We start from the raw sequence: 25,272 nt of genomic DNA on the forward strand, positions 1-25,272 counted from the left end.
TGTAAGACGCGATGGGCGATTAGAGCATTTAAGACGCTGTGTATTACCGTTGGAGACAAATCGAGCAACAAAAAAGCCACTGATTACGCCCGTTTGTATAAAGAAACTCGGCCTGAGCGCTCGAAACCGGTAACCTATGCAGCTGTTTTTTTGCATATCTTCGAGGTAGCACCCGTGTTTTCCCAATTCGCCCTGCACGAACGCCTGCTCAAAGCCGTGGCCGAGCTGAAATTTGTCGAGCCAACGCCTGTGCAAGCAGCGGCCATTCCGCTGGCGCTCCAGGGGCGTGACCTGCGGGTGACGGCGCAAACCGGTAGCGGCAAGACCGCCGCTTTTGTCCTGCCGATCCTCAATCGCCTGATCGGCCCGGCGAAGATCCGCGTCAGCATCAAGACCCTGATCCTGCTGCCGACCCGCGAACTGGCCCAGCAGACCCTGAAAGAAGTTGAACGCTTCTCGCAGTTCACCTTCATCAAGTCCGGCCTGATCACCGGCGGTGAAGACTTCAAGGTGCAGGCCGCGATGCTGCGCAAGGTGCCGGACATCCTGATCGGTACGCCGGGCCGGATGATCGAGCAACTCAACGCCGGCAACCTCGACCTCAAAGAAGTCGAAGTGCTGGTGCTCGACGAAGCCGACCGCATGCTCGACATGGGTTTCGCTGAAGACGTGCAACGTCTGGTCGACGAATGCCCGAACCGTCAGCAGACCATGCTGTTCTCCGCCACCACCGGTGGTTCCGGCCTGCGCGAGATGATCGCCAAGGTGCTGAACAACCCTGAGCATCTGCAGCTCAACGCGGTCAGCCAGCTGAACTCGACCACCCGTCAGCAGATCATCACTGCCGACCACAACCAGCACAAAGAACAGATCGTCAACTGGCTGCTGGCCAACGAGACCTATCAGAAGGCCATCGTCTTCACCAACACCCGGGCCATGGCCGACCGCATCTACGGCCGCCTCGTGGCTCAGGAATACAAGGCGTTCGTGCTGCACGGCGAGAAAGACCAGAAGGATCGCAAACTGGCGATCGATCGTCTGAAGCAGGGCGGCGTGAAGATTCTGGTCGCTACCGACGTCGCGGCCCGTGGTCTGGACGTTGATGGCCTGGATCTGGTGATCAACTTCGACATGCCGCGCAGCGGCGACGAATACGTGCACCGCATCGGTCGTACCGGTCGCGCCGGCAACGACGGTCTGGCGATCTCGCTGATCTGCCACGGTGACTGGAACCTGATGTCGAGCATCGAGCGCTACCTGAAGCAGAGCTTCGAGCGCCGCACCATCAAGGAAGTCAAAGGCACCTACGGCGGACCGAAAAAGGTCAAGGCCTCGGGCAAAGCCGTCGGCGTGAAGAAGAAAAAGACCGACGCCAAGGGCGACAAGAAGAAAACAGCCGCCAAGACCCCGACCAAGCGCAAGAGCGCCAACCGTCCAAAGCCGGATTCGCTGGTGAGCAGCGACGGCATGGCCCCGCTCAAGCGTCGCAAGCCGGCTGAGCCTGCGGCTGAATAAATCGCCACAAATGGCCAATAAAAAACCCGGACAGTGTCCGGGTTTTTTTATGCGCAGGGTTTGTCAGTTCCCCAACTGTCCGCTGGTGTCTGCGTCAAAGCGCTGTTTGGCGCGATCTGCCGCCGGTTTGAGCTGCGCGAGCAACGCAGCTTCGCTGTACAGCCGCAAGTTCCCGAGCTCTTTCGGCGTCGGCTCGATCGGGATCAGTACATCTTCACCGTCAGCGTGCAGCCAGATCGCCACGACGTGCAGTGCCGAGACAAACAGCACCCGCAGTTCAACGCTTTTGCCCTGCAATTGCGGCGCCTGTTCCGCCAGTTTCAACGCGCCCACGGTGTCGGCGGCCCGGGTGCCGTGGTTCAGCGAAGCGAACTCGACATGGCCACGCATCTCGGCCAGTTGCGCATCGGCAATGCTTACGCCGTCGGCAAACACCAGGTAATGCCAGTCGCCGATACGTGCGTCTTTCAGACCCTTGCCTTGGCTCAGGTCGTCGAGTGTCAGCGAGTAGCCGCGATAGGCTTCGCTGAGGCTGACTTTGGCCGGTGTTGCGTTGGCGAACTGGCGGTTGATGCCGAAGCCGTGGTTTTGCAGCGCGGCTTGCAGCACCGGACGCAAAGTCTGTACGCCGTTGGAAGGCGCCTTTGGATAAGTCAGTTGCATGATGTCGCCCTTCTAGTTTTTTGCGGTGAAATAAGTGTGAGTCCAGTTGCCGCCGCCGTTGTACGAACCGGGGAATGAGTTCAGCGCGCGGGTCGAGTAACCGTAGATCGAGTCGGCGATCAGCACGTAGTTGCCGTTGGTGCCGTAGATCGCCAGAAAGTGCGCGCCACCCCCGTACCAGGCACAGCGCAAGCCGACCGGGCGGCCCATGTTGATCTGGTTCTGAATGGCCGACATCTGCAGCGAACCCTGATTCATCCCGTTATAGCTGCGGGTGGTTTGCAGGGCCGAATCCAGATAGCCGTAGACGTTGCACGGCCCCGGCTGGCTGCAGCAATTGCGGTCCAGTTGGGTGCTGGCGACGCCGCACTGGGTCCAGTTTCCAGTGCCGTAATAATTGCCGACCGAAGCGGAAACAGCGGCCCAGCACCAATTGGTCTGAGTCTGTTTCTGCATCGTGAAGTTAAGGTTGGCAGCGGCCAGTGCTGCCGTTTGCGCAGTGGCTTCAACCTCGACCAGTTGCGGGTCGATCAGGTGGCCAACAAGGCACCTTGGCAGGCTCTCGCCGGTGAACGATGTTGCTTGAGTGGTTAACATTTTTTCAGTCCTCCATGAATGAAAACAAGCGTCCAGCTTGTGATTGTGTTGCGGTATTGCCGAGCGATCGGTGGTTAACGGTTTTCATCTGCGATGAACGGTGCCGATCTCCTTGCTCGATGTAACCTTAGTCCGGATATGCATTTATGCAAGAAAATAAATGCACAAATGCATTTTTAAGATCAAAAGATCGCAGCCTTCGGCAGCTCCTACAGGGTCTGGTGTAGGAGCTGCCGCAGGCTGCGATCTTTTGATCTTGCTTTTAGCTGTCGGCTTTTTTCTCAGCCGAGTCCAGTTCCTTCAAGCGCTGATCAATCAACTGGCACTTGTCCGGCAGATCGGCGCTGGCCGTGCCCAAGTCCATCTTCTGCAACTCGGCATTGATTTCCTTGGCCTTGGCCGGATTCTGTTCGGTGAGCTTGGCCACTTCCTTGGCCAGTTGTTCGCGTTTGGCGGTGGCCTCTTCTGGTGTGCAGGCCCAGACCGGCAGGGCGCAGGCTAGGGTGGCGGCGAGGGTGAGCTTGAGCAGGGTTTTCATGGGGGCAGGCCTCCGTTCCGGGTAGGGCGGGTTAACCGGTGGAGAGCTGGATGACATAAAAAGTTCAGAGTTGTGGCTGCCAGCAAGGCTTGCCCCCACAGGTTTATCAACTGCCATGACAGCAACTGGATTTTGTTTCTCTCTCATATCGGTCGTGGTGTCGTACCCATTCCATGATCTCGTCCTCATTGCGGCCCTTGGGCGTGAGGTCGAGATAGTTGTAGGCCCCTACCAACATATCCAGCCCACGGGCATAAGTTGAATAGGTATGGAAAATCTCCCCGGATTCATTGCGATAAAACACACTCAGCCCCGGCATTTCTTCCTCGGCGCTGTCAGTCTTTTCGTAGTTGTAGGTAGCCTTTCCGGCTTCGGCGTCCTCGGTTCTGGCGCAAACACCAAAGTCGTAGTTGAAATCGGAACCGTCTGACGAGACCCAGTCGAATTTCCAGCCCATACGCCGCTTGAAGGCCTGAAACTGCTCGAACGGGGCGTGGGAGACCGCGACCATGGCGATGTCGTGGTGGGCCAGATGCAGATTGGCGCCGTCGATGTGGTCGGACAGGAACGAGCAGCCCTGACAGCCTTCCTCCCAGTCCTTGGCGAACATGAAATGGTAAACGATCAACTGGCTGTGCTTGCCGAACAGGTCGGCCAGTTTCAGTTCGCCGTTTGGGCCTTGAAATTGATAGTCCTTGTCGACTTTGACCCAGGGCAACGCGCGGCGCTTGGCGCTGAGGCGGTCGCGTTCCTTGGTGAAGGCCTTTTCTTCGGCCAGATGTTGTTTGCGCGCAGCGAGCCATTCTTCGCGCGATACCACTGGATGATTCTCGACGTTCATGATGATTTCTCCTGCGGGGTTGAAACCGTCTTTGTCAGACTAGTCGTTTAACCCTCGATCAATTCGACAGACCGCCGGTCGGTCGCCGCGGAAAATGCCGCTGAACGGCTGCGATGCGTCCGGGTCACAACCTATGACAGCGCCCCAAATCACGCGCACCGGAGGTTGAATCAGGATGACGACTTATAACTGGGATTTGATTGAACGCTTGCTGCATGAAGTGCAGAACAGCGCAGGCGAAAGTTTCGCGCCGCGAAAATATGCCGAGGACTATGCGGCGCAGAAAGCCAGTGCAGGCGAGCCGATCGAGAATCTGGATCACCTGAAAACGGTGGCCTGCGAATATGAAGGCTTGTTGCTCGATCGTGGATTTATCGAACCGCGCCCGGATCATATGGGCAGTACCGGCAGCAATTTCATTCTGACGCCACGCGGATCAAGCCTGCTGAGCCTGATCGACAGCAGCATTCCCGGCAATGATCATCCGCGGCAGGTGTTGGACGAGCAGGAAGATGCGCTGGATGAAGCGACGTTTGATGAGGTGGCTTCCAAAGCGCAGATTGCCTGACAGCCTTTGTGGGAGCGGGCTTGCTCGCGAATGCGGCGTGTCATTCACCCTTTACGTGTCTGATACACCGCATTCGCGAGCAAGCCCGCTCCCACTTTGTTTTTTGCATAGCCTTAAGGTTTTTGTGCGGCCTTGAGGCATTCGAGGTCGTTGAAATCTTTACGCACCCCTTCGATTTTCTTGAGCAACCGCTGACGCTGCTGCGGCGTACTTTCGGCCATCAAATCCACTGCCAGCGAGCGCGCCTGTGCTTCGGTGTTGGCGTAGGCCTTCTGGTAATCCGCTGTCCATAAACGCTCGCGGTTGACCAGAAGTGTCTCGATTCGTTGTGGGAATTCGGCACTTTTACGCTGGGCAACGGCGTTACTGAACTGCTGCTGCCAGTGCGCGCGGTTGGCGATCCATTGAGTGTTCTGATCACCCAGCGCGGTCGACCAGGCCATCACCCGTTGTTCCTGAGTGGCGCTCAACGGGCCAAGCCAATCGGTCAGGCGTTTGTCCATGCGCGCGCCGCGCTCGGCGATCTGCTGCGCCAGTGGCGGTTTGACGGATTCCTTTTCCCGTTTGCGCAGATCCTTGGCAAACGCATCGTTCATCTCGGCGACTTGCTTGTCGTCCAGCCCTTGCAGCAGCTCGATGGCCGACGGTGTGATCTGCCGTGCAGTTTCGGCAATGGCTTTTTTCGCTTCCTCGGTTCGTGCTTGCAGCGCAGCGTCGGTCACCTGATTGCTTTCGACCATTGCCTGCAAGCGATCCAGCCAGTCGAGGTAGCCCGGCAGCTGCGTGGTGCAGTGCCAGTTCAGGTGTTCCTTGAGCCGTTCGTTGAACCAGTCCTTCTGCTCACCGTTCATGTCCAGGTAGTCGCCAAGCGTCCATGGAATGATCACGTCGAGATTGCGATAGGCCAGGCCGACGCGGCTGCAGGCGCCGAGGGCGAGGGTGAAGATCAGCAAGGTGGCGAGGTGTTTGAACCAGCGAGACATGAGCGAATCCTTGCGAGAGCCTGACGTCTGATTCTCATGTGAACGCAGGAAGCTCCCGGCAGTTCAGCCGATCAATAGAACGCGCGCTCGGCCTTGAGCGTCACCAGCCCGTCACACTGACTGTTGTGCCCCGAGTACGCCGAACATTCGCTGCCGCTGAGGTTGGAATTGCTGTAGATCAGATCGAGATCGACGCCCATGATCGGCCGGGAAAATTTCACCGACCAGTCGGTAAAACTGCTGACATAACCACCGTCCACCGACACTGGCGTGTTCAGTTGGTGGGTGGTGTATTTCATGCTGATCCCGATGCCGAAGGGCTGATTGCCGCCGAGGTCGGCGAACAGCGTGTTGTTCTGTTTGTCCGGGTCGTTGCTGACGGCCACACCGAAGCGGCTGCCGAGCAGGGTCAGGCCGCCGAACAGCTCCTGGCTGTCGAGGGTGTCTACTTTGGGATAGCTGTAATGGATCATCCCGACTTCGTAGCCGAGGGTCTGATCGAAAGGTTGTTTAAAGCCGATGTAGGAGTCGATTTCGAGGTTCTTGCCCGGTGTGAGGCCCATGCTCGGTGCGTACTGGCCGACATACAAACCGCTGTCGTGGCTCAGATCGAGGCCGCCGTGAAACGAGCCGACTGCCGCCGGTTTGACCAGCCCTTGGGCCATGCTGCGGCTGGGTGTGGTGCCGAGTTTGAGGTCGAAGTCGCCAAGCTCGCGCTGGAAAATCTGCGCGTGCGCGGACGAGCAAACCAGCAGGCCTACAAGCAATAAACGGGAAGATTTGAGCATGCGTCACTCCATGAACAGCGAGGGCAGGGCTTGAGCCTGCTGAAACGCTTGATCCAGACGCGTGCAAGGATACCGGCGAATGCTCGGCAATGATGGCCGTTCGTCGATTTTCAAAGATTTGGTTAAACAGAAGGAGGGTGTAACGCGGGTGCCAGTCCAGACGCTTCGAAGCTCAAAGCGTCTCAGGACGGGTGTATTACCGGGTGTTACTTCTTGCCCAGGCTGATCTGCTTGGACGGACCGAACGTCTGGCCGCTGACGCCTTTGGCAATTTGCTGGATTTCGCCGCCGGACTTGAGGAACGCTGCGATCTGATCGTTGATCGATTCGCTGGTTTCAACGGCTGGAGCTGGCTTTGCTTTGCTGGTGGATGCTTTTACACGCATGGCGGCCATTAACCTGTAGAAAAGTAACTCGGCCAGGCATCGTACAGGAATAACTTGACAATTGCTTGATAAATATCCCCGGGAATAACTGAGCGCGTGGGTGGATTATTCTCGATTAATTATCCGAAATATCCCCCTAAGCCACTGTTTTAAATAACAACATTTATTCTTCATTGGCGCAAATGTCCGCCGTGAAGCGGCACAGCAGGCTTCGCGCTGGCCTGACGAATGGCAAGCCGCCTGCGCAAACCAAGGAAAATCAAGGCTTCCGCAGATTTTCTACGGCAGGCTGCTTGCCCAGCGAACGAGACCGGCAAAACCGGGTAGAATGCCGCCCACGCAATGAGGGTTTTGGAAAATGGCTTTAGTCGGGCGTTACAACAGTTTGCAAGTGGTTAAACACACTAACTTCGGTTTATATCTGGACGGCGGTGCCGACGGCGAAATTCTTTTGCCCAACCGTTATATCCCTAAAGATATTCCCAGCGAAGATGAAGACTGGCTCAACGTTTTTATTTATCTGGACAGCGATGACAAACTTATCGCTACCACTGAAAAACCAAAAGTTCAGGTCGGCGAATTTGCCAGCCTGAAAGTTGTTGAGATCAACAGCATCGGTGTGTTCCTCGATTGGGGCCTGCCCAAAGATCTGTTGCTGCCGTATTCCGAAGAAAAGCGGCAGATGACCGCTGGTGAGTACTGCGTGGTGCACGTCTACCTCGATAAACACACGCGCCGCATCACCGCCACCGCACGTCTGGATCGCTATCTCGACAAGACCCCGGCCAACTACAGCGCCGGTCAGGAAGTTGATCTGCTGGTGGCCGAAGCCACCGACATGGGCTTCAAGGCGATCATCAACAACAAGCACTGGGGCTTGATCCACAAGAATGAAATCTTCAAGTTCATGCGTTCCGGCATGCGCGAGAAGGGCTTCATCAAGGAAGTGCGCGCCGACGGCAAGATCAGCCTCAGCCTGCAACCGGTGGGTCAGGAAGCGGCCAGCAGCCTGAGCTCGAAGATCCTCGCCAAGTTGCGTGAAAACAATGGCACGCTGGGCGTCAGCGACAAGAGCGATCCGGCGTTGATCAGCAGTCTGTTCGGTGTCAGCAAGGGCAACTTCAAGAAGGCCATCGGTTCGCTGTACAAGGAAGGCAAGATCGTCATTCATGCCGATCGCATTGAACTAACCTGAGCCTTCCGGGGCCCATGTTGCATGGGGTCACTTGAGGTCGGGTAAATGAAAAAGCCGTTGCTTGCTTATATCGCCACTCTGCTGGCGTTTCTGTTGCTCGACGGTATCTGGCTCGGCGTGCTGATGGCGCCAACCTACCGCGAGCTGCTCGGTTCGCTGATGCTCGAAAAACCGCTGCTGGTTCCGGCAGCGGTTTTTTATTGCCTGTATGTTTTTGGCTGCGTGCTGTTTGTGGTCTTGCCGGCACAGAGCTGGCAACGTGCGGCAAAGATGGGCGCGCTGCTGGGGCTGGTGGCGTACGGCACGTATGACCTGACCAATTGGGCGACATTGCGCGGCTGGTCGGTGCAGGTGAGTTTGATGGATTGGGCGTGGGGGACGTTTGCTACGGCTGTGGCGTGTACGGTCGGCTTTTTGGTGGCAAAGCGATTTTGAAGTCAGCCCCGTAATCTTTGTTGTCTGGAGCGACGCCTTCGCGAGCAAGCCCGCTCCCACAGGGGGAATGCGATCATCCTGTGGGAGCGGGCTTGCTCGCGAATGGCGGCGCAGCCGACAACCATTCACCCCTGACGCCACTGAAGCACAAAATGTCTTTTCCAGACGGCTTTTTCTGTCCGACTGATTGATAATCCCCGACACAGATTTTTGACCATTGGACGGCTGCCATGTTGTGTGTGTTCGAGGTGTTGCGGTGAGTGTCGAGCGGCGCAATGCCGACGGGTTTGCCTTGCAGGTGATGATCGGCCTCTGCCTGATCTGGGGCGTGCAGCAAGTGATGATCAAGTGGGCCGCGCCCGACATCGCGCCGGTGATGCAGGCGGCCGGGCGTTCGGGGATTTCCGCGTTGCTGGTGGGTTTGCTGCTGTGCTGGAAGGGCGGCTGGGATCAGGTCGGCACCACTTGGCGTGGGGGGCTGCTGGCCGGTGCGCTGTTCGGTCTGGAGTTCTTCTTCATCGCCGAAGGTCTGCAACTGACCACCGCCGCGCACATGTCGGTGTTCCTCTACACCGCGCCGATTTTCACCGCACTCGGCGTGCATTTCCTGCTGGCGAGTGAACGCCTGCGACCTTTGCAATGGCTGGGGATTCTGCTCGCGTTCGTCGGTATCGCCATCGCCTTCGCCGGCGGCGTGTCGTGGGGCAACCTCGACCGGCGCATGCTGTTGGGCGATGCGTTCGGGGTCATTGCCGGCGCCTGCTGGGGCGCGACCACCGTGGTGGTGCGCGCCTCGCGTCTGTCGGAAGCACCGGTGACGTTGACTCTGTTCTATCAACTGATCGTCGGCTTCGTCGGCCTGCTGTTGATCGCGCTGTTCAGCGGCCAGATCAGCCACGTCAGCCTGACCACCGTGGCGGTGGCCAGCGTGCTGTTCCAGGGCCTGGTGGTGTCGTTCTTCAGTTACCTGACCTGGTTCTGGCTGCTGCGCCGCTATCTGGCGGCTAACCTTGCGGTGTTTTCGTTCATGACGCCGTTGTTCGGCGTCACGTTCGGCGTGGTGCTGCTCGGTGAGGAATTGAGCGTGAACTTCGTCATCGGCGCGGTGCTGGTGTTGCTCGGCATCACCTTTGTCAGCGCTGAACAGTGGGTGCGTCGGCGTTTGCGCAAAGCCCTCGGCCAGCGCTGACCGATTGCAGCGCAAGCCCGCCGGCAATCAGCAGACCGCTGCCGGCAATGATCAGCGCCGGTTGCAGACCACCGCTGAAATGGCTGCTCAGCGCCGCCAGCAACGGGCCGCTGAGCTGGCCAACGGCGAAGCATGCGGTCAGTAGTCCGGCGTTGCGCTGAGTTGTGTGCGGCGCCAGTTCTCGCGAGCGTTGCATCACCAGTTGCATGCAGGCCAGGAACGGCATGCCGCACAACACCACCCCCAGCGCCAGGCCATAACCACTGCCCAACAGACAGGCGAAGACCCCGAGCGCCTGCAACCACAGGGTGGCGGTCAGCCAGTGCCGTGTGGTGTTCGGATCATGGCGACGCAGGCTCACCAACAGCACGCCAATCGCCGCACCAAGACCGAAGCACGGCCAGAACAGGTCGGCCTGCCATTGCCCGTGAAACTGCGCGTTGGCCATTTGCGAGAGAAACGTGGCCGGGATGATGTAACCCACGCCATATAACGCATACACCGCTGCCAGTCGCGGGATGCCGCGATTCGAATGATTGACGTTGAGGGTGGCGACCGGCGTGTGCAGGCCCGGTTGCGGCAGGATCCGCACGATCCCCAGCAATATCACCAGCGCCACGGCGGCATAGATCAGCCACAAGGTGGCAGATGTCTGGTTCAGCAGATGTGAGAACAGTGCCAGTAACCCGGTCAGAAAAATTCCCAGTCCGGGACCGGCAAATACCAGTGCCCCCAGCCGTGGCCGGCCTGCCGCCGCTGCCAGTGGTTGACTCAGTGCGGTGATCATCACCAGCACCAAGGCACTCGCCACGCCGGTGCCAAAGCGCAGCAGCAAATGCGCCCAGAAGCCGTTGGCCCAGAACGATGCCAGGGTCAGCAGCACACACAGCCACAAACCGCCATGCAACCGGCGCTGCACTTGCTGCGGACGGTGGGCGAACATCGCGTCCACCGCGCCCAGCAGGTAACCGAGGTAGTTGGCCGCAGCAATCAGACCGGCGGCCGTCAGGTCGACCTGGCCTTCGCTGAGCAGGTGCGGCAGTTGCGGGGTGAGGGCGAAGCGCCCGATGCCCATGGCCATCATCAGGGCGACGAAACAGGCGGATAAGCGAATCAGGGGCGACATGGTCGGGATTCCTTTGAAGGAGCAATGACCGTCAGGCTAGAAGCGATTGACTTTCTTTAAAATTGAATAATAGTGAGTAACTTGTTCTGTTATGGAGAAAGGTCGTGGAGTTCAGCCAGTTGCGGATCTTTCAGGCAGTCGCCGAGGAAGGTTCGATCACCCGCGCAGCAGAACGCCTGCACCGAGTGCCGTCCAACCTGTCGACCCGGCTCAAACAGCTGGAAGAGCAATTGGGCGTCGAACTTTTCGTTCGTGAGCGTCAGCGTTTGCAGTTATCGCCTGCGGGAAAAGTCCTGCTGGACTACACCGGCAAGCTGTTTGCCTTGCGCGATCAGGCCAGTGCAGCGGTGATGGGCGGGCAGCCGGCCGGTGATTTTGTCCTCGGCACGCTGTACAGCACCGCGGCGATCCATTTGCCGGCGTTGCTGGCGCGCTATCACAAGCAATATCCGGCGGTGAATCTGCAAGTGCAGTCCGGGCCTAGCGGCGAGTTGCTCGAAGGTCTGGTCTCCGGGCGTCTCGATGCGGCGTTGGTGGACGGCCCGCCACAATTGGCGGGGATCGACGGCGTGCCGCTGTACGACGAGCGTCTGGTGCTGATCAGCGAAGCTGACCATCCGCCGATCCGCAGCGCCAAGGAGGTCGAGGGCAGGGCGGTGTTCACCTTTCGTCATGGTTGCGCCTACCGCGCGCGGCTGGAGGCGTGGTTCGTTCACTATCAGGCGGCGATGGGACGGGCGATGGAGATCGAGTCGTATCAGGGCATGCTCGCCTGCGTGATTGCCGGCAGCGGTGTGGCATTGATGTCGGAGTCGATGCTCGCCAGTCTGCCGGGGCGCGAGAGCGTTGCAGTGCACCCGTTGGCCGAACCGTTTGCCAGTGCGACAACATGGCTCATGTGGCGCAAGGGCATGGTCGGGGCCAACCTCAATGCCTGGATTGAACAGCAGCAAGCGCTCTATCCCGTGGCTGCGAAAGAAACCCGGCAGACGGCATGAACCAACCGATGATAATTCTGTTCAATTCAGTAACAGATCATTGCGGATTTGGCCGAGCATTGCGTAGGACTTCGGACTATTATCAGTGCGAAGCGGCCTCAGAATTCCGGCCGCTCAGCACTACCCTGAAGGGGGCATGACGATGAAAGAGAAAATTCAGAACTGGCTGCACGATTTGGGTGTTGCCCTCGGCTTGATCGAACCGCCTCTGCAACCCGTACCGATCCGCACCGATGACGAACAGCGCCGGCGTCAGCCTCGCCGGCGGTAAGTACGGCTCCATGTGAGTGACGCTTGTTGTGGCGAGGGAGCTTGCTCCCGCTCGGCTGCGCAGCAGTCGTAAGGTCACTGAACAAGGTCCGTCTGACATAACCGGGCTGAATGGTTTTGGGGCTGCTTCGCAGCCCAGCGGGAGCAAGCTCCCTCGCCACAGGGTTTCAGATCACCCTGATGGTTGTATTTGGCAAACCCTCTCAATGCCTTCCAATCTCTAGCAGAAATCGACTCAGGTCCTTCGTAGTCCTCGCGGTCTTGAGCATGTGATCCTCTTCGGCAGTAAACGCCGTCAGTCCGAACTCATCTTCCAGATGAAAGATCAGATCCTCGATATCCGCCTTCTCCAGCCCTAATTGCACCAGGCTGGTGTCGTCGTTGAATTCGCGGGAGTCCAGCAGGCGCTGAATATATCGGTGCACCGCAGCACGCACGGCAGCTCTTCTCATGGCAGAGGTATTCGTGGTTGTTTCGACTGATTACAGCAGGCCTCAAGCGTGCCCGCGCAGCCATTCGTCAATCATCGAACGTAAATGCCCGCCGGAAAAACTGCCGAAATGCCCGCCATGCACGGTGCGGATCGGCAGCGCCTGCAAACGCCGCAGACTGGCCGCGTAATCCTGCAGATTGGAGTGGTAGGCGTCTTCGATCAGCGGCCCGTCGTAGATGATGTCGCCGCTGAACAACGTTTCGGTCGCCGCTTCATACAGGCTGATCCCGCCCGGCGAATGCCCCGGCGTGTGCAGCACCTGCAAGGTGCGATTGCCCAGATCCAGCACGTCGCCATCCTCGACAAACCCGGTGGCCGGCGCTGCCTTGACCCGGTATTCGGCGTAGCACAGCGGGCAGTCCGGGTGCGCCTCGAACATGTCGTCGCCGACGAAGGCCCGGCTCAGGTCATTCTCGCCGTCCGGCGCGGCGAGGATGTCGGCCTCGGCGCGATGCACCAGGCGTTCGGCGAATTCGTGATGCCCGGCAATGTGGTCGAAGTGGCAATGACTGGCCACCGCCACCAATGGCCGCTCGGTAATCCACGGTAACTGCTCGCGCAGGCTGACCAGCCCCGAGCCGCTGTCGAGCAACAAGTCTTTGTCGCGCCCCTGCACGTGCCACAAATTGCAGCGGTAGAACGGGCGGATATACGGCTCATGGATCAGCCGAATGCCATCGCTCAAGTGCTGAACTTCGAACCACTGATCGCGCGAAACGATCTTCATGAGCCATTTTCTCCAGACGTAAAAAAACGGGTGTGGCAACCGACGCCACACCCGTCGAAGAAAGCATCAAGTCGTTACATCAAAGCTTAGATCGCACTCGCCACCGTCGCCGGGCGAGGGGAGACCAGGCTGACCACCACAAAGCTGATCAGACCCACAGCCAGGCTGTAGTAGATCGGCGTGTTCGCATCCAGACCGTCCTTGAACATGAACAGCAGTGCGGTGGCGAAACCCAGGCCCATGCTGGCGATGGCGCCGGCGGTGGTCGCGCGTTTCCAGAAGATCGCACCGATCAGCGGAATCAGCATGCCGCCCACCAGCAGGTTGTAGGCCAGGGTCAGGGCGCTGATCACGTCATTCACCACCAGCGCGATGCCCAGTACCGCAACACCAGTCAGCAAGGTGAACAGGCGGTTGATTGCCAGGCTCGACTGTTTGCCGCCGCGCAGTTTCGGCAGCAGGTCTTCAGTCAGCGTGGTGGCAGCAGCCAGGAGGCCGGCGCTGGCGGTGGACATCATCGCCGCCAGAGCCGCAGCGATCACCAGGCCACGGATGCCGTCCGGCAGCGACAGTTTGACGATGGCGGCGAAGGCGTTGTTGACGTTGTCCAGATCCGGGATCAGCACGTGAGCGGCCATGCCGATCAGCGCGCAGGCCAGACCGTAGAGGATGCAGTAGATACCGGCGATGCTGCCGGCGTACTGGGCGACTTTGGCGGTCTTGACGGTGAACACCCGTTGCCAGATGTCCTGACCGATCAGGATGCCGAAGAAGTAGATCATGAAGTAGGTGATGATCGTGTCCCAGCCGATGGTGGTGAAGTTGAACGCCGCTGCCGGCAGTTTCAGCACCAGTTCGTCCCAGCCGCCGACGCGGTACAGGCAGATCGGCAACAGGATGAACATCAGACCTACGGTCTTGATGATGAACTGGACGATGTCGGTCAGGGTCAGCGACCACATGCCGCCGATCGCCGAGTAGATCACCACCACGCCACCGCCGAGCAATACCGAGATCCAGAACGGCAGGCCGAACAGCACTTGCAGCACGGTGCCGATCGCCAGGATCGAGGTCACGCCGATCATCAGCGCGTACGCCAGCATGATCGCCGCGCTCGCCGAGCGGGCCATCGGGTTATAGCGTTTTTCAAGCACCTGGGTAACGGTGTAGATCTTCAGTTTCAGCAGCGGTTTGGCGAGGAACAGATTCAGCGCGACGATGCCGCAACCCAGCGCCGCACACAGCCAGAAACCGGAGATGCCATGCACGTAACCCAGGCGCACGGTGCCGACGGTGGACGCGCCACCCAGTACGGTCGCGGCCATGGTGCCCATATACAGGCTTGGGCCCAGGTTACGCCCGGCGACCAGAAAGTCCTCGTTGGTCTTGGCCTTGCGCATGCCGTAGTAGCCGAGCAACAGCATGCCGGCGGCGTAGATGAGGACGACGAATAAATCCAAAGCCATGATGGCGTGTCTCCGATTGTCTTTTTTATGTGAGGCTGAATTCGATTTGCCCTTGTGGGAGCGGGCTTGCTCGCGAATGCTTTGGGTCAGTCACATCTATGTTGGATGTGCCGCCGTCTTCGCGAGCAAGCCCGCTCCCACAGGGGATTTGCGTCAGACGGCCTGGCGCAGTTCAGGTGTTTCTGCGGCTTTGCGGCGTGCATCCGTGGGCCCGAACACCTCCCGCGGTTCCGGGAACAGGCTCAGCAGCGTCAGGTACACCACCGAGGCCAGGCCCAGAGTCACCGGCAGGCTGATGTCGATGCCGCCGGCCAGCTCACCCAGCGGACCGACGAACTGCCCCGGCAGGTTGACGAAGCACAGGCCGACCGCCGCGCTCGGGATCCATGCGCCTAGACCACGCCAGTTCCAGCCGTGATTGAACCAGTAGCGTCCGCCTTGCTCACCGCGAGTGAACACTTGCAGGTCGTCCGGGCAGTAGAAGCCGCGACGCACCAGCAGGCCGATGATCATGATCACCATCCAAGGGGTGGTGCAGGTGATGATCAGCACGGCGAAGGTCGACACGCTTTGCACCAGGTTCGCCGCGAAGCGCCCGATGAAGATGAAGGCAATCGACAGCAGGCCGATCAGCAACGTCGCCTTGACCCGCGACAGCACCCGTGGGAATACGCTGGACATGTCCAGCCCGGTGCCATACAGCGAGGTGGTGCCGGTGGACATGCCGCCGATCACCGCAATCAGGCACACCGGCAGGAAGAACCAGCTCGGCGATACCGCCAGCAGGCCGCCCACATAGTTGTTCGCCGCGATGTAGTCCGGCGCCTTGATCGCGACGATGGTCGCGGTGCTCAGGCCGAACAGGAACGGGATGAACGTGGCGATCTGCGACAGCACCACAGCGGCCATGATCCGCTGCTTGGAGGTGTCACGCGGGATGTAGCGCGACCAGTCGCCGAGGAACGCACCGAAGGAAATCGGGTTGCTCATGGCTACCAGCGCGGCGCCGATGAACGCGGCCCAGAAGCCCGGCTGACCGAGGCTCACCGTACCGGCGTAGTTGACGTCGAAAGGACCGGCGAAGGCGAAGATGCCCAGCAGGAACAACAGGCTGGCGCTCCATACCGCGATCTTGTTCACCCACAGCAGAAAGCGGAAGCCGTAGATGCACACGGTCAGCACCAGAATCGCGAACAAGCCGTAGGCCAGGCCCAGGGTCAAGTCGGTTTCCGGCAGACCGATCAGGCGTTTCGCCCCACCGATCAACGCATCCCCCGAACTCCACACCGAGAGCGAGAAAAACGCGATGGCGGTCAACAGCGACAGGAACGAACCGACGATCCGCCCGTGCACGCCGAAGTGCGCACCTGACGACACGGCGTTGTTGGTGCCATTGATCGGGCCGAACAGGCCCATGGGCGCAAGGATCAGCGAGCCGAGCAGTACGCCCGACACAATCGCCCAGACACCGGCCTGAAACGACAGACCGAACAGCACCGGGAAACTGCCGAGCACGGCGGTGGCAAAGGTATTGGAACCACCGAAGATCATCCGGAACAATTCCGTCGGGCCTGCGGTGCGTTCGTGATCCGGGATCTGTTCGACCCCGTGGGTTTCAATTTGCGTAAGGCTTTGGTCGTTGTTGTTGTTATTCATGATCTGCTCCGATCATAAAGGCGCGCCTCATCGTGTGTGAGGCGTCACCTGTTTGGCTAAGGGGATGGCAGCCCTTCCGGCATTGCGGACAAATGTTCGTGGCAGGCCAGCCAATGGCCTTGTTGTTCTAGGCTCGACGCTTGTTTCTTGAAAACAATCGTCTCGCGCTCCTGGCTGAAATGTTGCTCCCCTTGCATGCGCAGCTCGGTGGCCACGTCATGGATAAACACCGCCACGTTACCTTGCAGGCTGACGAAGGCGTTGCTCGAAGTGCACGACAGCACTTCAAAGCCATCCTCGGCGCGCCAGCTGTCCCACAAGGCCTGATAGGCATCGCGCGACAGCAGCGGCTGTTCGAGGGTGTAAAACACGAAACTTGCATCGGCGCTGAACGCGCCGAAATAAGCCTCGCGATCGTTACGAGCGAAGGCGGACACCAGATCGGCAGCCGCTTTCAACACCTGATCACGTTCGTTCATGGCCGAACCCTCAGCGGTGGACCACGCCTGGCAGTACGCAGAGCATTTCGTACAGCAGGTTGGCGGCCAGCAGCGAGGTGTTGCCGGTGGTGTCGTAGGCCGGCGAGACTTCTACCAGATCGCAGCCGATCAGGTCGAGGCCTTGGCAGCCGCGTACGATTTCAATCGCCTGAATGGTCGTCAGACCACCGATTTCCGGGGTGCCGGTGCCTGGCGCCCAGGCCGGATCGATGCCGTCGATGTCGAAGCTCAGGTACACCGGGCCGCCACCGACTTTCTCGCGCACTTCGGCCATCAGCGGCGCCAGTGACTTGTGCCAGCACTCTTCGGCTTGTACGACGCGGAAGCCCTGATCGCGGCTCCAGTTGAAGTCGTCAGCGGTGTAACCCTGCGCGCGCAGACCAATCTGCACCACGCGGTCGCAGTCCAGAAGACCCTCTTCGACGGCACGACGGAAGGTCGTGCCGTGGGCGATTTTCTCGCCAAACATGTGATCGTTGACGTCAGCGTGGGCATCGATGTGCACCAGACCGACCTTGCCGTGCTTCTTGTGAATCGCCCGCAGGATCGGCAGGGTGATGGTGTGGTCGCCACCCAGGGTCATCGGGATCACGTTGTGCTCGAGGATGTTGTCGTAGGCTTCTTCGATGATGCGCACGGCGTCGAGCAGGTTGAAGGTGTTGATCGCCACGTCACCGATGTCGGCAACCGACAGCGAGTCGAACGGCGCGGCGCCGGTGGCCATGTTGTACGGGCGGATCATCACCGATTCGGTGCGGATGTCGCGCGGCCCGAAGCGGGTGCCGGGGCGCAACGAAGTACCGATGTCCAGTGGCACGCCAACGAAGGCAGCGTCCAGGCCGGCAGCGGTCGGTACATGGGGGAGTCGGAGCATGGTGGCGATGCCGCCGAAGCGCGGCATTTCGTTGCCGCCCAGTGGTTGGTGAAGAATCTTGTCCACGGGTAGGGCCTCATCGTCTTTGTTTTATTTATGTCGGCGCACCGTTGAGCACAGGTTCGGACGCCGCTGTGGGGCCGATTCTGCGAAATGTAGTGGCGGGGAAGAATCGCTACGGGCAAAAACTTAGTTCAGATTTTTCTAAACTAATGCGGAGGCTGGAGATAGACTCGTCGTTGTTCGCCGGGGTGAACATGACGCCTGTGTGGGAGCGGGCTTGCTCGCGAATGCGGTGTGTCAGCAACATGGATGCCAACTGATACGACGCCTTCGCGAGCAAGCCCGCTCCCACAGGAACTGTGTTTCTTCGGACGCACCGAATGCTTGTTGTGATGGAGTAGACATGGCCAACGCTTTACCCGACCTGAAACTATTGCGCATCTTCGTCAGCGTGGTCCGGCATCAGGGCTTTGCCAATGCGCAGCAGGAACTCAACCTGTCGACCTCGGCGATCAGCACTTACATGAGCCAGCTCGAAGCGGCGCTCGGTCTGGTGCTGTGCCATCGCGGGCGCGGTGGGTTCAGCCTGACCAGCAAGGGCGAGCTGTTCCATCAGGAAACCCTGCGCCTGCTCGCCGAACTCGAAGGTTTCGAGCAATACGCCGCGGCGCTCAAGGGCGAACTGCGCGGCACGCTCAACCTCGGGGTGATCGACTCCACCGTCAGCGACAAGGCCTTGCCGTTCGCCGAGGCCATTGGCGCCTACAGTCAGGAACACCCGGCGGTGCATTTGCATCTGTCGGTGATGAGCCCCTACGAACTGCAACTCGGCGTGCAGGACAACCGCCTCGACTTGGCCATCGGCGCGTTCTCCACGCGCATGAGCGGTCTGGTGTACATGCCGCTGTACCGCGAGCAGCACTGGCTGTATTGCAGCAGCCGGCATCCGCTGTTCAACGAGCGGCGGATCCCCGAGCAGGTCATCACCCAGCAACGCATGGTCGGCCGTGGTTACTGGAGCCAGGCCGAGCTGGCACGGCACGGTTTCAAACACAGCGCGGCGACTGTGGAAAGTATGGAGGCGCAACTGATTCTGGTGCTCTCCGGCGCCTACATCGGTTACTTGCCAGAACACTACGCCCAGGCCTGGGCCGACAAGGGCGACCTGCGCGTGTTGCTGCCGGCGACCTTCGGTTATCAGGCGCCATTCTCGATGATCATGCGCCGTGGCCGCAGCCGCGAGCCGCTGATCCAGACCTTCCGTGATTTGCTCAAAGCACAGCTCAATCAGGCATAAGAACCATGTCCAGACCCCAATGCCCGCGCTGCCTGCGCCCACACACCCATTGCCTGTGCCCGCTGATCCCGAGCCTCGATAGCCGCACCCGGGTGTTGCTGTTGCAGCATCCGAGCGAGGTCAATCACGCGCTTAACACCGCGCGACTGGCAGCTCTGGGTTTGACCAATGCCGAGTTGATTGTCGGTGAAGTGTTCGAGGATCTGCCGACGCTGCTCAATCGGCGGGGGTATCAGGCGCGGTTGTTGTTTCCCGCTGACGATGCGCAGCCGATGCAGGCTTACCGCGAATCCGCTGAACCGTTGTTGCTGGTGGTGCCGGATGGCACCTGGCGCAAGGCGCGCAAAATGCTTCATCTCAATCCGTTGTTGGCGGCGTTGCCGCGGGTGACGCTGGCGCAGGACGGGGTGTCGCGCTACCGGTTGCGCAAGCCACCAGGGCCGGGGGCGTTGTCGACCATTGAGGCGATTGTGCATGCGCTGGAAACTCTGGAAGCGCCGACGACGTTTGCGCCGTTGCTCAAGCCGTTCGAGGCGCTGATCGAGGGGCAGATTGCGGCGATGGGGGAGGAGGTTTTTCAGCGTAATCATGGCGACAGATAGTCGTCGTCTAAGCTGGCCTCTTCGCGAGCAAGCCCGCTCCCACAGGGGAATGCATTCCAAATGTGGGAGCGGGCTTGCTCGCGAAGGCGCCGGATCAATCACCGCAAATCTCAACAATACCTACCGCTCGCGCATCGCCTCGGTCCGGGCTTTGAGCACTGGTTTAAGCAGATAATCCAGCACACTTTTCTCCCCGGTAATAATGTCCACCGTCGCCACCATCCCCGGGATGATCAGCAGCGGTTTCACATCGCCGCCCAAATGGTTTTTATCGGTGCGTACCTGAATCAGGTAGAAGCTGTTGCCCTTGTCATCGGTGATGGTGTCGGCGCCGATCAGTTCCAGTTTTGCGCTCAGCCCGCCGTAGATCGTGTAGTCATAGGCACTGAACTTGACCATGGCTTTCTGGCCCGGATGGAGGAACGCGACGTCTTGCGGACGGACCTTGGCTTCGATCAGCAGGTTGTCTTCCAGCGGCACGATTTCCACCATGTCGCTGCCCGGCTGCACCACGCCGCCGATGGTGTTGACCTTGAGTTGCTTGATCACTCCGTGCACCGGCGAAGTCACGGTGGTACGGCTGACGCGGTCGTCGATGGCGATGCTCGACGCGGTGATTTTCGACAGGTCGGTGCGTTTCTGATTGAGGTCCTTGGCCGCGTCGGAGCGGAAGGTCTGTTCCGATTCGTCGATCTTGCTCTTGATCTCGTTGATTGCCGATTCCGCCCTTGGGATGGCCAGAGTCGTTGCGTTCAGTGAACCGCGAATTTCCACCGCGCTGCGCTTGAGTCGCAGGATCTCCACCGGTGACACCGCACCCGTGCCGACCAGTGGCGCCGACATGTTCATCTCTTGCTGCAGCAGCGCCAGGCTGGAACTGTACTGGCCTTGCTTGGAGCGGAACTCCGCCAGCTCCTGAGTCTTCTGCCGCAGCTGTTCGGTGAGGGTGCGTTGTTCGCTGGCCAGACGCCGTTGGCGCTGGTCGTACAGCGCGCGCTCGTCTTCGGCGACCTGTGGCGCCTTGGCGATCACCTCGTCAGACAGTTTGAACGGACGGCCCTCGGCTTCGGCGGAAAGGCGTTCGACTTGCGCGGTCAGGGCGTAACGATCGGCCTCGCTCTCACCCTTGTTCGAGAGGAAGCGTGTGTCATCCAGGCGCAGCAGCTTGTCACCCTTGTTCACCATTTGTCCTTCACGAACAAAAATCTCGGTGACGATCCCGCCCTCCAGGTTCTGGATCACCTGGACCTTGCTTGACGGAATCGCCTTGCCTTCGCCCATGGTCACTTCTTCCAGCACGGCGAACTTGGCCCAGACCAGCGCACTGATCAACAGCGCTGCCGCCAGCCACACGGTGATCCGCGACCAGCGCGGCGAATCCTGCAACGAAGCGCCGGCGGTTTCCGGCATGAACTCGGCTTCGGCGCTTTTGCCGAAACTGTCGAAGTAGCCGCGCTCTTTCGAAGATGAAGCTGACATGCGGCGATACCCCTCACTCAAGAGAAACAGGTCAAAACATTCCTTGTGGCGAGGGAGCTTGCTCCCGCTTGGGTGCGCAGCGCCCACAAGATCTTTGGGGCTGCTTCGCAACCCAGCGGGAGCAAGCTCCCTCGCCACAGACAGCAGGTGACCACAGGTTTGTGTTGCATCGACTAAACCGCCGCCGAGCCGACGCGGCCCTTGCGCAGTGCATCGATGACCGCTTCTTTCGGGCCGTCGGCGACAACCCGGCCGTTGTCCAGTACCAGCAACCGGTCCACCAGACTCAGCATCGAGGTGCGGTGGGTGACCAGCAGCAGGGTCTTGCCTTGCACCCAACCGTGGAGCTTCTGGCGCAGCAGGTCTTCGCTGCTGTTGTCCATGGCGCTGGTGGGTTCGTCGAGCAGCATGATCGGCGGGTCGAGCAGCAACGCCCGGGCCAGCAATACGGCCTGGCGTTGACCACCGGAAAGCAGTTGCCCGCGTTCGCCCACTGGCCGGTCGAACCCTTGCGGATGCTGGCGGGCCAGTTCAGTGACGCCGGTCAGCTCGGCAACTTCGAGCATGCGTGAATCGCTGATGTAGCGGGCGCCGAGGGTCAGGTTGTCGCGCAGGCTGCCGGCCAGCAGCGGCAGGTCGTGCGCGACATAACCGATCTGCTGGCGCAGGTCGGCGACATCCAGTTGCCGCAGGTCGAGACCGTCGAGCAGCAACTGGCCTTCCTCGGGTTCATAGAAGCCCATCACCAGTCGCGCCAGGGTGCTCTTGCCCGAGCCGCTACGGCCGATGATGCCGATCCGCTCGCCGGGTTTCATGCTGAAGCTGACGTTGCTCAGCGCCGGTGCGTTCTGGCCGTTGTAGTGAAAGGTCACGCCGCTGACGTCCAGCGCACCTTGCAGCTGCGTGCGTTCCAGTGGCCGCTGCTTGCCGTCGCGCTCCTGTGGCAGGCCCATCAGCGCGTCGGTGCTTTTCATGGTCAGTTGCGCTTGCTGGTAGCGGGTGATCAGCCCGGCGATCTGCCCCAGCGGCGCGAGTACCCGGCTGCCGAGCATGTAGCTGGCCACCAGCGCACCGACGCTGAGGTTGCCGGCGATGATGCTGTAGACCCCGGCGACAATCGTCGCCATCCCCGAGAACTGCTGGATGAACAGCGTGCCGTTGGTCGCCAGCGCCGAGAGGTTGCGCGCGTGGCTGTCGAGGCGGGTGAGGGCGCCGTGGGTACTTTCCCATTTGTGCTGGCGCTCGCTTTCGGCGCTGCAGGCCTTGAGGGTTTCCAGGCCGCCGAGGGTTTCGATCAGCAGCGCCTGCCGTTCGGCACCCAGGCTCAGGCTTTTCTGCACGGTGTCACGCAGGCGCACCTGAATCGCCAGAGCAAATATGATCGTGATTGGAAACGCCAGCAGCGGAATCACCACCAGCCAGCCACCGAGCAGACCGATCACCACCAGCATCAACACCACGAAGGGCAGGTCGATCAGGCTGGTCAGGGTCACGGCGGTGAGGAATTCGCGCAGGCCCTGAAAGTCATGAATGCTCTGGGCGAAACCGCCGATGGTTGCCGGCCGCGCCTTCATCGCCATGCCGGTGATCCGTTCAAATAAAGTCGCGGAAAGGATCACATCGGTTTTCTTCCCGGCGGTGTCCAGCAGGTGCGCGCGCACCACCCGCAGCACCAGTTCGAAACCGGTGCCGATCAGCAGGCCGATCGCCAACACCCACAGGGTCGACGTGGCCTGATTCGGCACCACGCGGTCGTAGGTCTGCATGACGAACAGCGGCACCATCAGGCCTAAAAGGTTGATCAGAAAGCTGGCGAGGATCGCATCGCTGTACAGCCATTTCGACAGCTTGAGAGTGTCGCGAAACCAGGCATGCACTCGCGGCACCAGCGGTGAACGCAAGTCTTCAAGTTCGTGGCGCGGCCGGGCGAACAAGGCCTGGCCGCTGTAGTGTTCGGCGAGTTCTTCGCGCTCGACCCATTGCTCGCCGCCATCGGCTTCGCTGGGCAGGATCAGCGCCTTGCCGTCGTCGGCGAAACGCCGCAGGACGGCGGTGCGCCCATCCTTGAGCAGCAACAGAATCGGCAGATTCAGCGCGGAAATATCCTTCAGTTCGCGGCGCAACAAGCGCGCCTGCAAACCGGCCCGCGCCGCTGCACGGGGCAGCAGATCCAGGCTCAGACGTTGCTTGTTCAGGGGCAGCCCGGCACTCAGGCTGGCACGACTGACCGTCGCGCCGTGGAGTTTGCAGAGGATCAGCAGACCGTCGAGTAACGGGTCATCGAAGCTCAGCCGCGGATCAATCCCGGAGTGTCCGCCTTCGGCCATGCTGGTCATATTGATCGCCCCTGTAATGACTGGTCCAACCTGTGGCGAGGGGATTTATCCCCGATGGCTGCGCAGCAGCCCCATGGAACTCATTGCTGCTCAAATCTTTGGGGTCACTGCGCAACCCAGCGGGAGCAAGCTCCCTCGCCACAAAGGGTCGTGGGACTTACTTCAGCTCAGGCAGGCGTGCTTCGTTTTTGACTTCGGTCGCCGCAATGGCATCCGCCGGCAGCACCACCCGTTGCTTGCTCAGCAACTGGCCCATGTTCGCCAGCACGCGGTACATCGAATATTCCTCGGTGTAGCGAATTTCGGTGTAGCGACGGTTGGCGTTGTAGAGCTCGTTTTCACTGTCGAGCAAGTCGAGCAGGGTGCGTTGGCCGAGGCCGAACTGATCCTGATACGCCGCGCGCACACGCTTGGTGGTCTCGGCGTATTCGCGGGCGGTCGGGGTCTGTTTGTTCGCGTTGACCATGGCGTTCCAGGCCAGGTGAATGTTCTCGTTCAACTGACGCAAGGCGTTGTTGCGGATGTCCATCGCCTGATTGATCTGGTGCGCATCGGAGGCCAGACGAGCCTTGTCGCTGCCGCCACGGAACAGGTTGTAATTCATGATCACGCCGACGCGCCATTCGTTGTCGTGGCCTTCATCACCTTGCACGTTGTTGTTCGCACCCACTGCGGCCTCGGCATCGAAACGTGGGTAGAACGGCGACTTGGCAACTTCATACTGGCTCTCGGCCGACTGCACGTCCGCCTGCGCGGATTTCAGGTACGGGTTGTTCTCGACCATGCTCTGCTGGGCTTCCGGCAGGCTGGCAGGAACCTCGCCGCGGGTCGACGGTGGCGCTTCCAGTTCATCGGGCATGCGCCCGACCACAGCGTAGAAGTTCGATTCGGCGTCGGCCAGATCGACTTCGGCGGTGTCGAGGTTGTTCTGCGCCAGCGCCTTACGGGCGACCGACTGATCGGAGTCGGCGGTGCTGCCGATGCCGCGCTGGGTGCGCAGGCCGATCTGATCGTTGACGCGCAAGTGCGCTTGCAGGTTGTTCCGGGCCAGGGTCACCAGTTCACGGCGCTTGAGCACTTCGAGGTAGACCTCGATGGTACGCAACGCCAGATCCTGAGCGGTGCCTTGCGCGTAATAGGCGCGCGAGTTGGAAACGCCCTTGGTGCGCTCGACCTCGTTGGCGGTGTTGAAGCCGTCGAAGATCATCTGCCGCAGGCGCAGTTCCGACTGGGTGTAATTGAGGATTTCGGTGTGGTGATTACCGAAAGCCCGGGTATTGGTGTTGTCGCTGTAGCCGCGCCCGTAGGCGGCATTCAAATCGACGGACGGATAGAAGCCACCCTTGGCCACTTTCACCTGTTCATCGGCGGACAGTTTGGCGTCCACGCGCGAGGCGAGATCCGGGTGGGTGGCGATGGTGCTTTGAATCGCTTCGGTCAGATTCATGGCCTGGGCTTGGGAAGTGCAAGCCATGGCCAGCAAAACCGCGCTGCAGAGGGGGGTTAAAACGCGCATGGGGTGCATCTCCCTGGTCCTGATGGTGCGTTACTGTCGCCAAATATTTGACGATAATTTGAGGTGTAAGCGTTTCACTCTTGTAACAACAGAGCTAAGAACATCCTGAAGCGTAGCTAAGAAAAAATTTTCATAAGGCTTATGCCGAAAAAAACTTATGCGCTTGGCGAAAACCAGCACATTGTTCAGATCGAAAGCCTTTGTTTCATGCGCTTTAGGGAGCACAAAAAG

26 protein-coding genes are annotated in these 25,272 nt (G+C 60.0%); 9 read left to right on the plus strand and 17 right to left on the minus strand.

Annotation, left to right across the window (positions count from 1 at the left end; genetic code table 11):
- The first annotated feature begins 174 nt into the window (after window positions 1-174).
- Window positions 175-1,515: a DEAD/DEAH box helicase gene (locus V3W27_RS09325; RefSeq protein ID WP_041070247.1), complete on the plus strand. Its 1,341-nt coding sequence runs from the start codon at window positions 175-177 to the stop codon at window positions 1,513-1,515.
- A 63-nt stretch (window positions 1,516-1,578) separates the two neighbouring features.
- Here V3W27_RS09325 and V3W27_RS09330 read toward each other — a convergent pair whose 3' ends face one another.
- The 4 genes from V3W27_RS09330 to V3W27_RS09345 all read right to left on the minus strand — a co-directional run bounded on the left by V3W27_RS09330 (window position 1,579) and on the right by V3W27_RS09345 (window position 4,154).
- Entirely contained in the window at window positions 1,579-2,178 is a 600-nt protein-coding gene (locus V3W27_RS09330) for a hypothetical protein (protein WP_330206440.1), read from the minus strand.
- A 12-nt stretch (window positions 2,179-2,190) separates the two neighbouring features.
- Entirely contained in the window at window positions 2,191-2,775 is a 585-nt protein-coding gene (locus V3W27_RS09335; RefSeq protein WP_097086739.1) for a papain-like cysteine protease family protein, read from the minus strand.
- Between the two features lie 262 nt (window positions 2,776-3,037).
- Entirely contained in the window at window positions 3,038-3,313 is a 276-nt protein-coding gene (locus tag V3W27_RS09340; RefSeq protein ID WP_097086740.1) for a hypothetical protein, read from the minus strand.
- Between the two features lie 106 nt (window positions 3,314-3,419).
- Entirely contained in the window at window positions 3,420-4,154 is a 735-nt protein-coding gene (locus V3W27_RS09345) for a DUF899 domain-containing protein (protein WP_330206441.1), read from the minus strand.
- Window positions 4,155-4,329: 175 nt separating this feature from the next.
- On the opposite strand from V3W27_RS09345, the gene V3W27_RS09350 reads away from it, so the two are divergent.
- Window positions 4,330-4,722 carry a transcriptional regulator gene (locus V3W27_RS09350; RefSeq protein WP_096797478.1) on the plus strand — a complete coding sequence of 131 codons (393 nt, stop codon included), beginning with the start codon at window positions 4,330-4,332 and terminating at the stop codon, window positions 4,720-4,722.
- Window positions 4,723-4,835: 113 nt separating this feature from the next.
- On the opposite strand, the gene V3W27_RS09355 is transcribed toward V3W27_RS09350, so the two are convergent.
- From V3W27_RS09355 to V3W27_RS09365, 3 genes are all read right to left on the minus strand, one after another.
- Window positions 4,836-5,705 (minus strand): DUF6279 family lipoprotein, encoded by an 870-nt coding sequence (locus V3W27_RS09355; protein ID WP_330206442.1) that lies wholly within the window; start codon window positions 5,703-5,705, stop codon window positions 4,836-4,838.
- Window positions 5,706-5,776: 71 nt separating this feature from the next.
- A complete protein-coding gene (locus tag V3W27_RS09360) occupies window positions 5,777-6,493 on the minus strand; it encodes a TorF family putative porin (RefSeq protein ID WP_330206443.1) in 717 nt (238 codons plus the stop codon).
- A 206-nt stretch (window positions 6,494-6,699) separates the two neighbouring features.
- A complete protein-coding gene (locus V3W27_RS09365) occupies window positions 6,700-6,888 on the minus strand; it encodes a hypothetical protein (protein WP_016985943.1) in 189 nt (62 codons plus the stop codon).
- A gap of 349 nt (window positions 6,889-7,237) precedes the next feature.
- Between V3W27_RS09365 and V3W27_RS09370 the strand changes: the two genes are divergently transcribed.
- From V3W27_RS09370 to V3W27_RS09380, 3 genes are all read left to right on the plus strand, one after another.
- Entirely contained in the window at window positions 7,238-8,074 is an 837-nt protein-coding gene (locus V3W27_RS09370) for a CvfB family protein (protein WP_247267759.1), read from the plus strand.
- 45 nt (window positions 8,075-8,119) lie between these two features.
- On the plus strand, window positions 8,120-8,509 hold the full coding sequence (locus tag V3W27_RS09375; protein WP_330206444.1) for a DUF2177 family protein: 390 nt from the start codon (window positions 8,120-8,122) through the stop codon (window positions 8,507-8,509).
- A gap of 256 nt (window positions 8,510-8,765) precedes the next feature.
- A complete protein-coding gene (locus V3W27_RS09380) occupies window positions 8,766-9,698 on the plus strand; it encodes a DMT family transporter (protein ID WP_330206445.1) in 933 nt (310 codons plus the stop codon).
- Here V3W27_RS09380 and V3W27_RS09385 read toward each other — a convergent pair.
- On the minus strand, window positions 9,643-10,824 hold the full coding sequence (locus V3W27_RS09385; RefSeq protein WP_330206446.1) for an MFS transporter: 1,182 nt from the start codon (window positions 10,822-10,824) through the stop codon (window positions 9,643-9,645). The genes V3W27_RS09380 and V3W27_RS09385 overlap by 56 nt on opposite strands.
- A gap of 104 nt (window positions 10,825-10,928) precedes the next feature.
- On the opposite strand from V3W27_RS09385, the gene ptrR reads away from it, so the two are divergent.
- Both ptrR and V3W27_RS09395 read left to right on the plus strand, forming a co-directional pair.
- Window positions 10,929-11,822, plus strand: coding sequence for a putrescine utilization regulator PtrR (gene ptrR, locus V3W27_RS09390; protein WP_330206447.1), 894 nt, complete (start codon window positions 10,929-10,931; stop codon window positions 11,820-11,822).
- 142 nt (window positions 11,823-11,964) lie between these two features.
- Complete coding sequence (locus V3W27_RS09395) at window positions 11,965-12,093, plus strand: PA1414 family protein (RefSeq protein ID WP_003184145.1); 129 nt, start codon at window positions 11,965-11,967, stop codon at window positions 12,091-12,093.
- A 202-nt stretch (window positions 12,094-12,295) separates the two neighbouring features.
- Here V3W27_RS09395 and V3W27_RS09400 read toward each other — a convergent pair whose 3' ends face one another.
- The 6 genes from V3W27_RS09400 to speB form a co-directional block, all read right to left on the minus strand.
- Window positions 12,296-12,544 (minus strand): acyl carrier protein, encoded by a 249-nt coding sequence (locus V3W27_RS09400; protein WP_330206448.1) that lies wholly within the window; start codon window positions 12,542-12,544, stop codon window positions 12,296-12,298.
- Window positions 12,545-12,586: 42 nt separating this feature from the next.
- Window positions 12,587-13,312: an MBL fold metallo-hydrolase gene (locus V3W27_RS09405; protein WP_330206449.1), complete on the minus strand. Its 726-nt coding sequence runs from the start codon at window positions 13,310-13,312 to the stop codon at window positions 12,587-12,589.
- Window positions 13,313-13,398: 86 nt separating this feature from the next.
- A complete protein-coding gene (locus tag V3W27_RS09410) occupies window positions 13,399-14,778 on the minus strand; it encodes a sodium:solute symporter (protein ID WP_247267753.1) in 1,380 nt (459 codons plus the stop codon).
- 153 nt (window positions 14,779-14,931) lie between these two features.
- Window positions 14,932-16,434 (minus strand): purine-cytosine permease family protein, encoded by a 1,503-nt coding sequence (locus V3W27_RS09415; RefSeq protein ID WP_330206450.1) that lies wholly within the window; start codon window positions 16,432-16,434, stop codon window positions 14,932-14,934.
- A gap of 56 nt (window positions 16,435-16,490) precedes the next feature.
- Entirely contained in the window at window positions 16,491-16,913 is a 423-nt protein-coding gene (locus tag V3W27_RS09420; RefSeq protein ID WP_330206451.1) for a YybH family protein, read from the minus strand.
- A gap of 10 nt (window positions 16,914-16,923) precedes the next feature.
- Complete coding sequence (gene speB, locus V3W27_RS09425; protein WP_003222717.1) at window positions 16,924-17,874, minus strand: agmatinase; 951 nt, start codon at window positions 17,872-17,874, stop codon at window positions 16,924-16,926.
- Window positions 17,875-18,214: 340 nt separating this feature from the next.
- Between speB and V3W27_RS09430 the strand changes: the two genes are divergently transcribed.
- Window positions 18,215-19,108 (plus strand): LysR family transcriptional regulator, encoded by an 894-nt coding sequence (locus V3W27_RS09430; protein ID WP_007956593.1) that lies wholly within the window; start codon window positions 18,215-18,217, stop codon window positions 19,106-19,108.
- Between the two features lie 5 nt (window positions 19,109-19,113).
- Window positions 19,114-19,710 (plus strand): tRNA-uridine aminocarboxypropyltransferase, encoded by a 597-nt coding sequence (locus V3W27_RS09435; RefSeq protein WP_330206452.1) that lies wholly within the window; start codon window positions 19,114-19,116, stop codon window positions 19,708-19,710.
- A 120-nt stretch (window positions 19,711-19,830) separates the two neighbouring features.
- On the opposite strand, the gene V3W27_RS09440 is transcribed toward V3W27_RS09435, so the two are convergent.
- The 3 genes from V3W27_RS09440 to V3W27_RS09450 all read right to left on the minus strand — a co-directional run bounded on the left by V3W27_RS09440 (window position 19,831) and on the right by V3W27_RS09450 (window position 25,041).
- Window positions 19,831-21,189, minus strand: coding sequence for an HlyD family type I secretion periplasmic adaptor subunit (locus V3W27_RS09440; protein WP_139056004.1), 1,359 nt, complete (start codon window positions 21,187-21,189; stop codon window positions 19,831-19,833).
- A gap of 173 nt (window positions 21,190-21,362) precedes the next feature.
- Complete coding sequence (locus V3W27_RS09445) at window positions 21,363-23,525, minus strand: type I secretion system permease/ATPase (protein ID WP_027614578.1); 2,163 nt, start codon at window positions 23,523-23,525, stop codon at window positions 21,363-21,365.
- 157 nt (window positions 23,526-23,682) lie between these two features.
- Window positions 23,683-25,041 (minus strand): TolC family outer membrane protein, encoded by a 1,359-nt coding sequence (locus V3W27_RS09450; protein WP_027614579.1) that lies wholly within the window; start codon window positions 25,039-25,041, stop codon window positions 23,683-23,685.
- Window positions 25,042-25,272 lie beyond the last annotated feature (231 nt).

This window comes from Pseudomonas sp. AM14(2022) (assembly GCF_036346455.1).
Taxonomy (GTDB): Bacteria; Pseudomonadota; Gammaproteobacteria; order Pseudomonadales; family Pseudomonadaceae; genus Aquipseudomonas; species Aquipseudomonas putida_A.